General features: G+C 31.9%; 15 protein-coding genes. 4 read left to right on the forward strand and 11 right to left on the reverse strand.

The window, feature by feature from the left end:
• Positions 1-121: 121 nt before the first annotated feature.
• Together ABD077_RS21885 and ABD077_RS21890 are read right to left on the reverse strand one after the other, a co-directional pair.
• Positions 122-913, reverse strand: coding sequence for a tetratricopeptide repeat protein (locus tag ABD077_RS21885; protein ID WP_343914342.1), 792 nt, complete (start codon positions 911-913; stop codon positions 122-124).
• 6 nt (positions 914-919) lie between these two features.
• Positions 920-1,492 carry an RNA polymerase sigma factor gene (locus ABD077_RS21890; RefSeq protein WP_343914343.1) on the reverse strand — a complete coding sequence of 191 codons (573 nt, stop codon included), beginning with the start codon at positions 1,490-1,492 and terminating at the stop codon, positions 920-922.
• A gap of 389 nt (positions 1,493-1,881) precedes the next feature.
• On the opposite strand from ABD077_RS21890, the gene ABD077_RS21895 reads away from it, so the two are divergent.
• Complete coding sequence (locus ABD077_RS21895) at positions 1,882-3,258, forward strand: S8 family peptidase (RefSeq protein WP_343914344.1); 1,377 nt, start codon at positions 1,882-1,884, stop codon at positions 3,256-3,258.
• Between the two features lie 134 nt (positions 3,259-3,392).
• Positions 3,393-6,164, forward strand: a complete 2,772-nt coding sequence (locus tag ABD077_RS21900) for a CHAT domain-containing protein (protein ID WP_343914345.1) — start codon at positions 3,393-3,395, stop codon at positions 6,162-6,164.
• 39 nt (positions 6,165-6,203) lie between these two features.
• Here ABD077_RS21900 and ABD077_RS21905 read toward each other — a convergent pair whose 3' ends face one another.
• Together ABD077_RS21905 and ABD077_RS21910 are read right to left on the reverse strand one after the other, a co-directional pair.
• Positions 6,204-7,169, reverse strand: a complete 966-nt coding sequence (locus ABD077_RS21905) for a hypothetical protein (protein WP_343914346.1) — start codon at positions 7,167-7,169, stop codon at positions 6,204-6,206.
• A gap of 30 nt (positions 7,170-7,199) precedes the next feature.
• Positions 7,200-9,113: a T9SS type A sorting domain-containing protein gene (locus ABD077_RS21910; RefSeq protein ID WP_343914347.1), complete on the reverse strand. Its 1,914-nt coding sequence runs from the start codon at positions 9,111-9,113 to the stop codon at positions 7,200-7,202.
• Between the two features lie 403 nt (positions 9,114-9,516).
• On the opposite strand from ABD077_RS21910, the gene ABD077_RS21915 reads away from it, so the two are divergent.
• Positions 9,517-10,353 carry a universal stress protein gene (locus tag ABD077_RS21915; RefSeq protein WP_343914348.1) on the forward strand — a complete coding sequence of 279 codons (837 nt, stop codon included), beginning with the start codon at positions 9,517-9,519 and terminating at the stop codon, positions 10,351-10,353.
• A gap of 15 nt (positions 10,354-10,368) precedes the next feature.
• Positions 10,369-11,790, forward strand: coding sequence for a cardiolipin synthase (gene cls / locus ABD077_RS21920; RefSeq protein ID WP_343914349.1), 1,422 nt, complete (start codon positions 10,369-10,371; stop codon positions 11,788-11,790).
• A gap of 7 nt (positions 11,791-11,797) precedes the next feature.
• Here the strand turns inward: cls and ABD077_RS21925 are convergent, their stop codons facing one another.
• From ABD077_RS21925 to ABD077_RS21955, 7 genes are all read right to left on the reverse strand, one after another.
• On the reverse strand, positions 11,798-12,823 hold the full coding sequence (locus ABD077_RS21925) for a 2-hydroxyacid dehydrogenase (protein ID WP_343914350.1): 1,026 nt from the start codon (positions 12,821-12,823) through the stop codon (positions 11,798-11,800).
• A complete protein-coding gene (locus ABD077_RS21930; RefSeq protein WP_343914351.1) occupies positions 12,792-13,460 on the reverse strand; it encodes a hypothetical protein in 669 nt (222 codons plus the stop codon). The genes ABD077_RS21925 and ABD077_RS21930 overlap by 32 nt, the downstream gene beginning before the upstream one ends.
• A complete protein-coding gene (locus ABD077_RS21935) occupies positions 13,453-13,974 on the reverse strand; it encodes a hypothetical protein (protein WP_343914352.1) in 522 nt (173 codons plus the stop codon). The genes ABD077_RS21930 and ABD077_RS21935 overlap by 8 nt, the downstream gene beginning before the upstream one ends.
• Positions 13,975-13,979: 5 nt before the next feature.
• Positions 13,980-14,423, reverse strand: a complete 444-nt coding sequence (locus ABD077_RS21940; RefSeq protein WP_343914353.1) for a hypothetical protein — start codon at positions 14,421-14,423, stop codon at positions 13,980-13,982.
• Between the two features lie 81 nt (positions 14,424-14,504).
• Positions 14,505-14,825, reverse strand: coding sequence for an Hsp20/alpha crystallin family protein (locus ABD077_RS21945; protein ID WP_343914354.1), 321 nt, complete (start codon positions 14,823-14,825; stop codon positions 14,505-14,507).
• The gene (locus ABD077_RS21950) at positions 14,822-14,947 is read right to left on the reverse strand and encodes a hypothetical protein (RefSeq protein WP_343914355.1); all 126 of its coding nucleotides are present in this window, start codon (positions 14,945-14,947) and stop codon (positions 14,822-14,824) included. Before ABD077_RS21950 ends, ABD077_RS21945 begins: the two co-directional genes overlap by 4 nt.
• 84 nt (positions 14,948-15,031) lie before the next feature.
• Complete coding sequence (locus ABD077_RS21955; protein WP_299898409.1) at positions 15,032-15,442, reverse strand: hypothetical protein; 411 nt, start codon at positions 15,440-15,442, stop codon at positions 15,032-15,034.
• Between the last annotated feature and the right edge of the window lie 64 nt (positions 15,443-15,506).

Below are 15,506 nucleotides of genomic sequence, written 5' to 3' on the forward strand. Positions count from 1 at the left end.
ATTAATTTTAAAGAAAATTAAAGATCGATGTCTAAAAAAATGAATTTCCCATTAAATCAGATAAAAAACATCGTTTAAACGCTTATAAAAACGACGAAAAGCAGAACTTATGAAAGCTATATCAATGTAGCGAAGACAATAATTCTTTTGCTTCTTTATTCTTAAAATTAGTAGGTTTCTCTAATAGAAGTTCTAACTCGGTTTTTGCTTTTTCCACATCTTGATTCTTCAGGTAACTGAGTGCTAAATACCAATGGGCTTTATCGGCATCTAAAGTTTTACTCTCTAATAATTCAGTAAAAGTATCAATTGCAGCTGTATTTTTATGTAACTCTAATTGAGATATTCCCTTATACATAAGTAATTGTGGATTTACATTTTGATCATTATTCAAAACATAAGTATTTAGTAACAGCAATGACTCTTCATAATTTTCTGTTCTAAATTGCTGTTCTATTTCCGTTAAATCCGAATTTTGATCTCTTAGCGTTAATGATGGCAGCTCATCCCAATTCTTATAAGTCGCATATAATTGTTCGGTATTAGTCCCTTGATTGTATTCAACAACCAAAAACAATCCCGCTATAAATATTGCTGCAACCGCTACATATTTTAAAATTTTTGTTAGTCTAAAAGGTTTCTCATTAAAATATGATTGTTCTGCTGCTTTAATACTATTTGCTATTTCTTTTCCTTTATCACTTCTTAAAAATTGTTCGTATTGTTGAACCTTTTGATTTGTAGTTTTTTTATCTAATAACTCCCAATCATTCTGATCATAAACAACGTTCATTTCTTTATAAAGACTGAGCAACTTTTTTGCCTCTGGATCCGTATCTATTTTATTTAGAAAAGCAGCTACCTCTTCTTGGGTCATTTCATTATTAAGATATCTCTCTATATCCTGTTCCATAATCTTTTACAACTCTTTTAATTCATTATAACGTTTATCAGAATATATCGCTTCTTTTAATTTTGACTTACACTTAAAAATACGCTGTCTTACTGTATTCTCTGTTGCATACCCTAGTTTCTTAGCAATATCGACATAAGGCACTTTATTAAAGAAAAAAGTTAAAACTTCTCTACAGTTCTGTGATATTTCTGATAGTTTTTCCTGAAATAGCTCCCATTTTTCTTGTTCATAAGCTGCTAAAGCTATTTCTCGTTCTTCATGTACAAGATCCAAAACACCTTCATTTGTTACCCTAGATTTCGCCATTTTTGCTGCCCTTCTCCATAAGTTCTTGGCAATGGTTACAAAATAACCATCAAAACTCGATGTAATTTTAAAATCTGTAGCCTGCGCTCTGGCCAGTAATTGCAGTAATGACTTTTGCATAATATCCTTAGCATCGTCTTCTGATCCGTCATGACTGAGGATATATTTCCTAACCTTAGGATACACTTTTTTGTAGATCTCTTTTATACCCTTGTCATCACCATCAATAAGGCTTTGCAATAAATAGTCATCTTGTTTCTGATTAGCCATGCGATTTCTTGCGTAATTATAGGTGCTATTTAATTACTTCAGATTATGAAGATCACAAACATAAGATAATTCGTAAAACTTCATCAGGGGGATATACCTATTTTTTTTTAGGGTTAACTTCTTTTGATTTCATATACAGTTTCAATTATCACTCCAAGAACAATTTATCATTACAAAATAACAACCTGCTAATTACCATATAATTAAACACAAAACCATCATATCAAAATCACAATAGAAAATAAATTTTGATATAAAAATTTAATTTTTTCAATTTTTTGGGTAACATTTCAACGATTTTTGAATCGGATGTATGAATACCAATTCAAAAGTGCAGTGCTACAGGTATTTTTATTAGTACTGCTCACCTAAAAAACTAATCAATTATCATGAAAAAAAGTATTGTAACCTTAAAATTAATCTGTTTTTCATTACTAGGAATATGGGGATGTTCTGTTGATGAGGATGGAATGGAAGAGCCTTTAAAGGACAGTAATGAGTTATTTACAAAGAACTCTCGGGTAGAAAGTATGCATCCCGAAATTATACCAAATCAACTGGTTGTTAAATTCAAACAGGACAATCTTACCGAAGAAGAAAAGTTTAACATCCGGAATAATTTCAAGAATAAATATAAAATTGATATCGAACATAAAGAAACTTGTGACTGTGACAATGATGCTATTGAACTATGGACGATAAACCTGAGTAATTCTGATTTCCTAAAGATTGAGAATTTAGTAACCAATGCGGAACATAATGATGACGAAGGTGATGTAGAAATAGATTTGAACTTTTTCTTTCAAATAAAAAATGATCCAGTTTTTGGAAGTCATTATGCTAAAATTGAAGAAAAAGTGGTTCATAATACTACAGAAGATGCTATAAACATTGCTATTATCGATACAGGAATCGATTATGATTTTTTCCCAGAACCATTCTTATATAACAGTAGTGATTCCAGTTCTTGTACAGATGAAATATCTGGATGGGATTTTGTAAACGGCGATAACGATCCGAGAGATGATAATGGTCATGGAACTATCGTTACGAAAATCATTACAGATCAACTAGATCATTATCAAGTACCTTACACAATTATGGCTATAAAAACCTTTGACAACAATGGGAGAGGATCCTATTGGGCAAATGTTTGTGGACTGAATCATGTTGCTGCTAAAAACAAGCCTTTTATTGTAAATACGAGTTTTGGGTTTTACAAACTAAGCAATCAAGATATTTTTAAAGACATTGTTGAAGATGCTAGTGATCGATTACTTTTAATTTCTTCAGCAGGTAATCTTGGAATTGATACTGATATTCCTGGGAATGAACATTTTCCATCCGGGTATGACAGCCCCAATATCTTAACCGTAGGTGGATATACCAAAGGAGAATATTTTACGTATCCTATACATGGAAATCCTTATGTAAGTGGCTTATTAAAAGCACCTAATTCTAATTATGGAGTTTCTACCATCGATGCACTTGCTATTTTTGATGAACATCGTTTCAAATTAATAAATGCATCTAATCCTAGCGAAGTCATCCCTGTTGATGTTAGAGGAACCTCTTTCGCAAATGCGGAAGTTACTGCTAGAGCAGCAAAATTGCAAAGTGATCTCCATGGAAATCCGTTTCTTCTTAAAAGAAATACTCTAGACTCTGGTTTTAAACAGTATAGTCTTAATGGGGTCATTGGTGGAGGAAGAGTAATCATAAGAAACTTAATCAATTCGCAAAACTCGGGACCTGTTCACAATTAAAATAAAGCATATAAAAAAATAACTCAACCTGCTGACATGTAGTATAGCTAAATTCTTATAAGCAATGTATAGTGATTAGATAACACTTTTATATTTTGCGGGAATAAACGATCGGTAATCCATATATTTATTTTATGAAATACCGATCGTTTATTTTTATGTGCATTTATTTTTGTGCATCCATTGGAATCTACTCTCAATCGTTTACAAAATTCAAAGACATTTTATCTCAAGACATAGCTATTGACAGTACTCAAAAGCATGTAAATTCTTTTCTACAAAAAAACAAAGAAAGCTTATCAAAAGAAGATTTAGCAGAATGTTATCATGCCTATGGCACCTGGTTTTACCGAAAACAAAAAAATAAAGAAGGTATTAAAAGTGCCATCATATATACCAATAAAGCAGCCGATCTTAAAAGGAAGATTGAAACCCTAAACCCTAAATCACTCAAAAAAACTTTATACAATTTGGGTTTTTTTCATGGCAAGAATAACGATTTTGCTTCTGCTATTGAACACTACCAAGAAATAATAGCAATCCCTTCTGTGAGTACAAAAACGATAGCTTCGTTTAGAGCGCTTGCAAATATATATCCGAAACTAGGAGATTTTCATAAAGCACTGGATCATATTGATCATATGATTCAACTGCTTAAAAAAGATAACAATAATACAAACGCATTAATTCAAGGGTATTTAACCAGAGCTGATATTAATTCTAAAATTGGTTATAAAGTAAAATCAAAAGAAATTTTACGAGATATCCATGAGATTGATCTTCTATTGAAAAATATTGGGCTTCCGAAAAACAGACGGCAAAATTACCAGATGAGGAAAAACCTTCTCCAAGGAAATTTGTTTTTAAAAATTAGAGAATATGATAAAGCAACCCTTCATTTCTATCAAACTTTGGATCATTTAACCCTATCTGACTCCATAAATAGAGCGTCCACACATAATAGTTTGGGACTGGCATTTCTAAAACTAAAACAATTAGACAGCTCCAAATTTCACTTAAAACTATCTAATCAATATAAATCTAACTATACTCCTGCGATGGAAAATATGGGAGATCTGCACATCGCCAGAAAAGAGTTTAAAAAAGCTTTAGAATCTTATCAAAAAGCAATTCAATATAATATTGATCCTAACAACACATATAATTATAAGCATAGCATTGAAATCGAAGATTTAGCAAAATTATCTAACAAGTACTATACTTTAAGTCATCTTATCCAAAAGGCCAATGGTTGGATTCAATTTTATCACCACGATCAAAATGAAGATCACTTATACCAAGCTATTCAAACTTTTAAAATAGCTGATCAATTGGTAGATATTATTCGTTTTGAAAGTTCGGAGTACAAATCAAAATTATATTGGAGAGAACGCGCTTCGGCTTTATATCTGAATGCTGTAGCAGCTTCTTTTCTACTCAATAATTATGAAGACGCCTATTATTTTATGGAAAAAAATAAAGCAATCTTACTGCTCGAAGATATTACGAACGAACAAGCTAAAGAAAACACCAAACTACCTGAAGACTTAGCCAATAGAGAGTTTTTATTAAAACAAAACATCTATTTATCCGAAAATAGATTGAATACTCTTACCGATACATCCGAAGATGCTCTGAAAAAGACTAAAAAAGAAATTTATAACCATAAAAAGAATTATGAAGTATTTGTAGATTCCCTTCATCTCCTGTATCCTGATTATGCTATTAACAAACAGAAAATAAAAGTACTACCATATAATAGGTTTACATCTCAATTCATTTCTGATCAGGAAGTTGTACTACAATATATTTTAAGTGAAGATGAAGGGTATGGAATTTTTCATAGCAGAGATCAACAGTTATTTTTTAAAATCCCAAGTGTAAACGAATTAATACAAGATATTGGTCTTTTAAACAGACAAATTACAAACTGGTTTAGGGATGAAGAGGAATTAAAAGCATATCACAAAACAGCCTATCAGATTTTTCAACAACTTATCCCTGCACCTGTTTACTCTTCTATAAAAGGAAAAAATATTACTATTATACCGGATTACGCGTTACAACAACTCTCTTTTGAAACGCTTATTACTTCTGATAAGGATCATAGTTATTTAATTAAAGATGTTGAGATACGATATGCATACTCTATGAGTTATCTGGACCAAAATGGTCAAAAAGAAAGAAATGCTCCGTTAGATTTCTTGGGAGTAGCACCAGTAGATTTTAAGATAGAAAACTTGGGGTCTTTGGTTCATAGTAAAAAGGAAGTAACCACAATCACAGACATATTATCTGGTGACGTATTGTTAGAGGAACAAGGCACAAAAACCAATGTACTGGATAGTATACACCAATATCGTATCATACATTTATCAACACATGCTGATATTGATCATCATACAAGTCCATGGATTGCCTTTAGGAATCAAAAAATTACATTGCCAGAAATTTATGCTACCAAGAACCAATCGGAAATGGTAGTGTTAAGTGCTTGTAAAACTTCTTTGGGAGAGCTTAATAAAGGAGAAGGCGTTATGAGTTTAGCCAGAGGTTTTTTTCATTCGGGAACTAATAGTGTTGTATCTTCATTATGGTCTGTAAATGATAAAGCTAATCAAGAACTTATGATTAATTTTTATAAAAACATTGATCAAGGACTTTCTAAATCTTCTGCCTTAAGAAACGCCAAATTACAATACATCAATTCTCATGACGGAAGTGAATTGTCACCTTTTTATTGGGGTTCTTTGATACTTATCGGTAATAACAACGTCATTGATTTTAACAGAACTTACTCTTTTCAGTTGTATGGATTCTTACTGTTAGTTCTTTTAATACTAGCTGTTATATGTTTTTATTATTTTAAAAAAGCAGAAAGGCTAAATGGAATTAAACACAGATAGCCTTCCTTTTTAATTACTACTAATTTATCCAAAATAAAATTAGTAGTATATCCAGGTCCCAACGGTATTTGGAGTAGCTTGATACCAATGCGACCAATGTTTTGTCACTCCAGATCTAGGTGTAAATTCTGCCGCAATTAAACCAGCACTCCAATCATACACATCTATTGCCTCATAACAATTACAATAGTTATGACTTGATTTTGATTTGATACGAGGCGATACTTCAAAAAAGTCTTTTGCATACCACGATGCAGTGAACTCTAATCTATTATCTGTTTTAACATCTTTCCATTGACTCCACCATAAAACCTGAGACCATTCTTGAGTCTTCGTAACAGAACCAATGGAGCTATAGAAAGCCCAATGACCATTCCATTGCCTAGCTATCATTCTTGCTCTTCTTCCATTAAACTCATGAATTTCTTCTGTAGTAGACTTCGCAGCTATTTCTTGTTGCTTTCTATTCATATGTTTATACACTGTTAGATTTTCACCATAAGAAATTGTTTTCCCATCTTCTATCCTAATATCTCCTCTCATATAAGCTTCTTTAAACTCATCTATCTTTTTACCATAACCAGGTGTGTATGTGTAAACAAAATCACCATCTATTCTAAAAATCTTGTCTTCTATCTGTATCTCTCCATTTGCATTTAGTAGATATAATAACATGCTATCAGGTGAATCCACTTTTGCAATCTCCTCTCTATTAAGTTTAAGTTGTTCGGCTTCTTCTTTTTCTAAACTATTGTATACTACTAGTAATGACAACCTTTCTTTTTCTTCAAAATCAGTTCGTGCTTCCTCCAAAAGATCCGTTTTTGATTCTAGTCTGTATGCTATAAATTCCTTGAGTTGATCTTGCGACTCAAAAACGAGCATGGATTCATTTATTTTTTGTTCCGTATTTGTATTCGTAACTTCATTTTCTATGGTAATATCATCTTGTGTACAGGCAACAAATAGTAAACTACACATTGCCATTCTTAAAATATGCTTCATCTATTCTATATATTAAATTGATTATAAATATTACTGTATTGCTAATTGTTTTGTGATTACTTCTCCAGAACCTTTAATGATTCTTACGAAATACATCCCTTTAGGTGTTTTCGCATCTATATCTAAAAGGATAGAATCTTCTTCTTTTTTAAAGGATACGGATACGCTTTTCCCAGTAAATGCTACCAATTCAATATGCTGGATATCCGTAGTAGTTGAGGTGGTAATGGTAAGTACTCTTCCTGCTGGAACTGGATTAGGGTACATTTCTACTTTTGAAATTTCTTTATCATCCTCCACAAAGCTGCTTCCCTCATACTCTTCAAAAAGTTCGAAGATTGCACCAGAGTTAATCAATTCATTGATCTCTTTTGTGTAGGCACTATCTGGTTCAAAAGGATACTCTTTGGTTTCTAACACAAAACCTCCGATATTATTCTCACTTTCCTGTATCTGAACTCTAAAATATCTTCTGGTCTCCTGCCATTCTTTACAATCATTCCAAATTCCATGTTTTATATAATACCAAGTGTTTATAGAAAGTCCAGAAAAAGAAGCGATATCAGAGTTACAGCAAAAACCACTGATTACATTATGATTTACATCATACACTTGCCATCCATGATAAACAGATACGGGATTTGGATCCGCCTGTAAATTTACATTTACCAAACCTCCATTAGCACTAAGGCTCAGTGTAAAATCTGTAGTATATCCTACCCAACTAACAGAATTGGGTACAATTTTTCTGGCTTCTTGCCATGGATAGCAATTCTTATCAGAATCTTTCCAAACACCATGCTTTATGTAATAATTTTTGGTTCTGCTTAGTCCACTAAAAGTAACCGATGTTCCTCCCTGAATTGGTCCTACTTGTGTACCTCCTGTAGTAGTTGAGGTAGCTGTTTCGAATAATCCCCACCATTGATTAGCATTGGTTGTTGCAGCCGTTGCCTGAATCGTAATAGTTCCATTACCTGCGCAACTAGCATTCATTGTAAAATTAGGATCTAAGGCTGCATTAGGTAATACAGTAAATCTCTTAGTTAAAGGCAGCCACCCTATACAATCATTCCCTAACGCTACTTTGATTTCATATTCATATCCTGCTTCAAAATTCACATTATTACCAGCAAATAGATTGGTTAAATTCACCGTTTGTAATTGTCCTGCTGTCCATCCTAATCCAGATACATACTGAAAACTTCCTAAACTACCGCTAGGTCTTCTCCAGGCATCAATAAAATAATGAATCTCGCCTTTAGAAGCGCTTCCATTCAGTAGAATAGTCTCTCCCTCGCAAAAAGTATTCTTATGAGTACCAGCTGTATCTTCAAAATGAAAATCCACACTAAGGTTTTGACTTTCCTGAATCACAATATCATCAATCGCCATCTCAGCCTGTTTTACACCTCCTGTGTATAATGGATTTATTAATAATCTAGAATAATTAGCATTAGGTGTAAACGTAGTTGTTACGGTATGCCAGTTATTCCCTAAATAGGTTCCGATAGTATTAGAAAATATCGTTTGTTCTGTATCAATACTTCCATTTTGAAAATTTACAGCTCTTAAGTTTACGGTACCGTGATCACTGATATCCTGATTGCCTCTATCGTTCGTTTTTACTTTAAAAGAAACAGTGTAACACTTCCCTTGTTCAAATGCTACTGGAGTTTGGATACTTTCATAATGATCATTCGTCCCTCCTGACCACATCCAAGCATGTGGATTTGATGATACTCCATGTAGGGAAGGACTTCCGGAATAGGAGTTCCAATCATCTACACAATTGGTATTTGCTGATCCAGTAAAACCAAAACTAAAATCATTACAGTTAACATCGTATTGCGAGAAATCTCCGTTTAATACCAAGTTTTGACTTATCCCCAGATATATGCTTGCTATCATAAAAAATAGCGATAAAATATTTTTAAGCTTCATTGTATTAAGTTTTAAAAGAAATGCTTACTCTTTCGCTTTTCGGCTTACGCGTTTTGCTTTGCAAAAATTATTTAGGTTGATCAGACCAGATAATAAATGTCCATTTGATAGAAGGAGTTCAACTAGATTAAAATGTTACCCACAACATTTAAAAATTTTTATTTTTTGATGAATGTAACCCTAAGTTTTGGTCTAAATGTAGAGGAAGACTTTATGAATAATTCTTGTTCAAACATTAATATCTTAAAACCAAATTATCCAAAGAGGATATCCAAAATCAAATCTGTATTAATACATCAAAATATAGTAATGTGATCTACCCTCTAGTAATCCTGTTTTATATGATAAAGATCATATTTGATCTGAGGTTTAAAAAGTAATTTTATGGTATAATTCAAACATCATGAAGAATATTCTTTTACCCACAGATTTTTCAAAAAATTCTTTAAATGCTATTGACTATGCTATGGATTTTTTTAAAAAAGAACTATGTACTTTTTATATTTTACATGTACAAAAAGCATCTCATTATACCACCGATGATTTGATGAGCGCTCCGACAAACACTTCTCTTTATCATTCGATAACTAATGAATCAAAAACAAAATTAAATCAGCTTGTCGACGATCTAGAAATTAAATATTCTAATGAAAACTATGCTTTTGAGAAAATAACTGATTATGATATTTTCACGGATGCCATTAGGCAAGCTGTCGTGACTAAGGAAATTGATTTAATTGTTATGGGTACAAACGGAGCTACTGGAGCTGCTGAGGTAGTTTTTGGAAGCAATACACTAAAAGTTATCCGTAAAATTGATTGTCCAGTTTTGGCAATACCAAATAATATCAAATTCAGAGTTCCAAAGACAGTGTTATATGCTTTGAATATAGATGATCATTTTACAACAGAAGGAATTGATCCTCTCACCGATATTTTATCAAAACACAATGCTTCTCTAAGAATTTTAAAAACCAAAGAAGATGAATTGGTAACCGTAGCAGAATTTGATGATAAAAAGAATCTAGAATCATTTTTTAAAGACTACAACCATACTTTTCATACTATTAGTAATATACCATTTGCTTTAGCGATTCATAGTTTTGTGCAGGTGATGGAAGTAGATCTTACTGCAATATTCGTAAAAAGAGAAACATTTTTAGAGCGCTTTTTTAAAGGATCTGAAACTTCTAAAATTAGTTACGGAACTCAAATTCCTTTATTGATAATGCATTATTAAGTTTATCTTTAATTTGTGATTTATACAATAGGTATTATTATATACATAATCATTAGTGCAATAATTACCATTAGATTATTGCTTAATGGTATGAGACCTACCAAAATATTAGGATGGCTTTTTGCTATTTTCACAATTCCAATAGGTGGTATATTTCTGTATTTTATGTTGGGCAGAAATCGAAGAAAAAATAAACTCTTTCGATTAAAAAAAACACCTAGGGTTGCAGCTTTCATGGAAAGAGCCGTAGCAGAATGCGCTCCTATTTCGGCAAAAGAATTTAATGAGCATCATAAAATAATTTCGATGATTACTCAGAACTCACTTTTTAGACCTAGTACAGGAAATGAAGTAAAACTACTCAAAAATGGAAGAACTACGTTTGAAGCCATTTTTGAAGCTATAAAGAATGCCAACAAATTTATCTATCTCGAATATTATATTTTTGAAGAAGGAGGACTTACTACAGAGCTTTTTAATCTATTCAATACTAAAATTAATGATGGAGTAGATATTTATATCCTTTATGATGGAATAGGTAGCTTGTCTCTGAGTAAAGCATACATCAAAAAATTACAGAATATTGGAGTAAAAATTCATAAATTCTTACCGATCCAATTTGGCAAATTTCTTTCTTCTATCAATTATAGAAATCACAGAAAAATCATAGTGATCGATGGAGAAATAGGATTTACAGGAGGAATTAATACTGCGGATAAATATATAAAAGGAGATCCCAATTTAGGAATTTGGTATGATACACATTTACAACTAAAAGGTCCTTCTGTAAATAACTTAAAAGCAATATTTGCTCTTGATTGGTATTTGGTCAGTAATGACGAATCTATATTAAACACATCCTATTTTTCTAAAAACCTTGTTAACGGAAACTCTACTGTACAGATAGTTCATAGTGGTCCAGATGATAATTTTCCAGCTACAAAACAGATGTATTTTTCTATCATTAATGAGGCAAAAGATTACGTATATATTGCTAATCCTTATATCATTCCGGGAGAATCGATTTTAGATGCTTTGAAGGTTGCTGCATTGAGCGGAGTGGATGTAAGACTACTATTATCTCAAAAATCGGATAACCTAATTGTAAAGTGGTGTGTTCGTTCTTATTTTGAAAATTTGTTACAAGCTGGTGTAAAGATTTATCTTTTTGAAGATGGTTTTTTACATAGTAAAACGATTGTTTCGGACGATACAATATCATCAGTAGGCACTACCAATTTAGACATAAGGAGCTTCGAACAAAATTATGAAGTGAATGCTGTAATTTATGATAATTATTTTGCAATTCAACTTAGAGAAGATTTTTTAGAGGATTGTCATAAGAGTACTCTTTTAGCGTATGATACTTTCGTAACAAGACCCTGGTCACACAAAATAAAAGAAGGCATCGCTAAAATTTTCAGTCCAGTTCTTTAGTCAAACCCTAACCATCGATATCCTTTAATACGGGTGTTAGCTCATTCTGCGGTATTCCTCCATTTTGCCAACTCTGTATATTATCAAAAGTAGTTTTCGCAATATTATGTAATGCTTCTTTAGTCGCAAATGCCTGATGCGGTGTAATCAAAGAATTGGGTAAATCTATTAGTTCCTGTAAAAGTGGATCATTTGGATGATTTTGAGATCTATCATAGAAAAAAACTCTATTTTCATACTCGTAAACATCCGAGCCATACGCTGCAATCTTTTTTAATTCCAAAGCTTTAATGATATCCTCAGTTCTTACGATACCTCCTCTGGCTACATTAATAAGAATTAGGTTTCGTTTCATATACTCAATAGTCTCTGTACGAATTAAGTGATGTGTCTCTGAAGTCAAAGGCGTACTTAAAAATAGGATATCTGATTGTTGTAATAGTTCCTCTAATTTGTAATATGTTACTTTATCATTTTCTACTAAATCAGGATCTTCTATCAAATCATTAGCGATAATTTGGCACCCAAAACCATTCATGATTTTGGCAATTACCTTCCCTATTCTTCCGGTACCAATTATCCCAACAGTTTTTTGATTAAGATCAAAACCAATAAGATCATCCAGCAAAAAATTATAATTATGAACCTGTTGATTTGCCATTATTATTTTACGATTTAGTGATAATAATAATGTAATGGCATGTTCTGCAATAGCGTGTGGCGAATATCCCGCAGCATTGGCCACTCGAATTCCCAACCTGCTAGCTGTTTTTAGATTTATATTATCATATCCAGAAGAACGCAAAGTAATATAACGTATCCCAAAATCTCTAAGCCTTTCTAAAACCGAAGAGGAACAATCATCAGCCGAAAAAATAGAAACCACGTCAAATCCAAGAGCTAAAACTGCTGTATCTTCGGTAAGACGTTCCTTACTATATTTGATATGAAATTGATCTTTATTAGACTGCTCCAAAAATGGTATTTCAAAATCCTTTGCACTATATATCAACACCTTCATAATAGAGTTCATGCTTTACAATTAATAGTTTTTGTTCTTTTAATGCCCAGACTAACATATTCACATAATCTTTTATAGCCTTTTTTATATTATCAGGCATGGTAACGTCGATAGATCCTTGCCAGATCACTTCCTTTTCTTTTTCGGGACAGATACAATACAGTGTGGACTGAGCATGAAATATTTGATACTCTTCATAATAATCCTGATCATGATAAATTTCCTGATTCTGGTAATAATCTTCTCTAAAATTATTAAAAGTGCGATCAAGGTTTCTCATGGAAGAAACTACCGTAACCTTGTCTTCTACACCAAGAACTTTGGAGAGCAATATAGCATCAAAACCTTCTTGAATCAATTCTTTCTCAAGTTCATATAATTCTTCTTCAGTTTTTGGCGAATCGTCATAGAATTGTTCAAAAAGGTCGAGACTAGTAATAGCATTTACTCCATTTTTTTGTAACGTTTTAGAGAGCCTTTCTTCAAAACTTTTTCGATTCTTACTATCTGCAGTAATTCCGACCACCAGTACCTTTTCAGATTCAAATACTTCGATATCTGGATGTTTCCAATTTTCTACTAATTCACTCGAAGAACAACTCCAAAGCAATCCTATGATCAGTAAGTTATATATAAACACTTTATTCATTATGGTTAGTTTTTGTATTTGATAATATTTTATCTAGTCTATGGACTATCTCATTTGTATATTCTGGCAGTTTTTCAACAATGGATTCGCCAGATATTACATCTACATCTTGTAATGTGATATGACTGCTTCCAACGGTAGAAAGAATAATCAATCTATCAAGATCTTCAGGATGATTTTTGATATATCTCTTTACATTAGATGGCGGGCTTCCGTATTCCCAAGAATTGATAATCACAATTGCATCCCATTTATCTATTGGTACTGTAAACAGTGTATACACATCAATTACTTTAAAATAAATAGCATCCTCTTTATAATGTTTTAATACTCTTTGTACCAATGAATCTTTAAACCTGCTTCCCTGAGAGGCGATAAGCACTTTTGTTTCTAGATTTGGATCATTTACCTGAAATGGTATTACGGTATCCATGGAATATGTATACTCATACCAAATCCAAAATCCTATAAACAAAAGAACTATGACTATTGATATGTTCTTGAATAATTTCAATGCTATTATTTTGATATTCGTTTTACTTTTTCCTTTTTGATAAAGCTTTTAATTAGTTCGAAAATTATTCTCTTGTGAGCTTTATATGTTTCTAAATAGCTATTTACTTCTTCCGATAATAATCGATGTGTTTGCTTATACTCCTTTTCCTCCTCCAATTGATCTTCACTGTCTACTAATACAAGAAGTTCATTGTTGTGATTCGTAATTTTCTTAAGCAGAGGATCTATTTGTTCATATAATTTAGCAAGACGATCCGCAGTTTCTTTGCTTTCTTTTACTTCAATTTCTGAAATTGGCGTTATCGGATAGTTCCTGATAAGATTTTGAAGAAATAACTGTTCATCTTTACTAAATTTTAATTCAGAAATCCAGCCTACGGTAATTTCATGTAATTCATCAGCGCTTTTCCACTCAGCATATTTTATATGTTGCTCATCGGTTTTCATATTTCTGCTCTTATTGATGATAGTTTTAAAATAGAAAAGGCAGAAAATTAACCCCACATCATTTTCTGCCTACCTCTTTTTCTAAGCAATTTCTATTACTCTTTTTGGCGGTTCCTTGGAATCTTCTTTTTTGAGTAAATTCAAGGTTAACACACCATCTTTGTATGCCGCTTTGACCTTCTTATTTTGGTCAATACTATTGGGTAACTGTAGTCTTCTTTGAAAAGAATTATAACTAAATTCTTTTCGGGTATAGTTTTCTTCTTCCTGAACAGCATTATTACTATTTTCTGCAGAGATATGAAGCATATCATTTTCTATAGTTACAGCTATATCCTCTTTAGAAAAACCTGGAACTGCCAGTTCTACTTCAAAATCATCTTTATTTTCCTTAATATTCATGGCTGGTAAATCCTTATCTCTGATGAAAAAATCATCAGAGAAAAACTATCTGTATCTAACCAATTACCAATACTATCATTAATCCAAGGAAGTCTGTTTCTTTTAAATTTAATTAGTGACATAATATTTAGGTTTTATAGTTATTATCTGTAATAAAATTAAATCAGTTGAATGAGGAAAAAAATGATATTTCTCAGCTTTAAGATTTATTTCTTCTTCTTTTTAAGCACTCCTCCAGCATAGCTAAACACCTTTGTTTTGAAAAATTGATAGTTTTTATAAAACAGATCAAATTTCTCCTTTAATGAAAAATGTTTATCACTATAAAAAATATCGCAAGACATGGTATCGCACTCCATCATTCCACCTAATTCACTTTCTTGCTTGCTTATCTCTAAATAAATATTCTCTAATTCTGTCTGTACAGTTTTTATTTGTGTTTTAAATTCCTGAAGTCTTTCAAAAAGGTTTGGTGTATTGGGTTCAAAAACATAGGAATTAAGGAGTTGATTAATGAATTGTACTTCACCTTCAATAAATTGAAGTGAGGATTTCCATGTTAACATTTCAAAATGAAAATCTTTTAACCTTGTTTCTGTTTCGTGTATTGTTTTCATTTCTTCAAAATTTTATAATTACCGTTTTTCTAGTATGCGTAAAAAAAGTAGGATTCATATTAAG

It is taken from the genome of Aquimarina litoralis (assembly GCF_039523995.1).
Taxonomy (GTDB): Bacteria; Bacteroidota; Bacteroidia; order Flavobacteriales; family Flavobacteriaceae; genus Aquimarina; species Aquimarina litoralis.

What these genes read in the sequence shown, in the direction of transcription:
- ABD077_RS21885 (WP_343914342.1), bottom strand. Translation starts at nt 913, where the DNA reads ATGGAACAGGATATAGAGAGATATCTTAATAATGAAATGACCCAAGAA.
- ABD077_RS21940 (WP_343914353.1), bottom strand. Translation starts at nt 14,423, where the DNA reads ATGAAAACCGATGAGCAACATATAAAATATGCTGAGTGGAAAAGCGCT.
- ABD077_RS21910 (WP_343914347.1), bottom strand. Translation starts at nt 9,113, where the DNA reads ATGAAGCTTAAAAATATTTTATCGCTATTTTTTATGATAGCAAGCATA.
- ABD077_RS21895 (WP_343914344.1), top strand. Translation starts at nt 1,882, where the DNA reads ATGAAAAAAAGTATTGTAACCTTAAAATTAATCTGTTTTTCATTACTA.
- ABD077_RS21905 (WP_343914346.1), bottom strand. Translation starts at nt 7,169, where the DNA reads ATGAAGCATATTTTAAGAATGGCAATGTGTAGTTTACTATTTGTTGCC.
- ABD077_RS21890 (WP_343914343.1), bottom strand. Translation starts at nt 1,492, where the DNA reads ATGGCTAATCAGAAACAAGATGACTATTTATTGCAAAGCCTTATTGAT.
- ABD077_RS21955 (WP_299898409.1), bottom strand. Translation starts at nt 15,442, where the DNA reads ATGAAAACAATACACGAAACAGAAACAAGGTTAAAAGATTTTCATTTT.
- ABD077_RS21900 (WP_343914345.1), top strand. Translation starts at nt 3,393, where the DNA reads ATGAAATACCGATCGTTTATTTTTATGTGCATTTATTTTTGTGCATCC.
- ABD077_RS21950 (WP_343914355.1), bottom strand. Translation starts at nt 14,947, where the DNA reads ATGTCACTAATTAAATTTAAAAGAAACAGACTTCCTTGGATTAATGAT.
- ABD077_RS21925 (WP_343914350.1), bottom strand. Translation starts at nt 12,823, where the DNA reads ATGAACTCTATTATGAAGGTGTTGATATATAGTGCAAAGGATTTTGAA.
- ABD077_RS21945 (WP_343914354.1), bottom strand. Translation starts at nt 14,825, where the DNA reads ATGAATATTAAGGAAAATAAAGATGATTTTGAAGTAGAACTGGCAGTT.
- ABD077_RS21915 (WP_343914348.1), top strand. Translation starts at nt 9,517, where the DNA reads ATGAAGAATATTCTTTTACCCACAGATTTTTCAAAAAATTCTTTAAAT.
- ABD077_RS21930 (WP_343914351.1), bottom strand. Translation starts at nt 13,460, where the DNA reads ATGAATAAAGTGTTTATATATAACTTACTGATCATAGGATTGCTTTGG.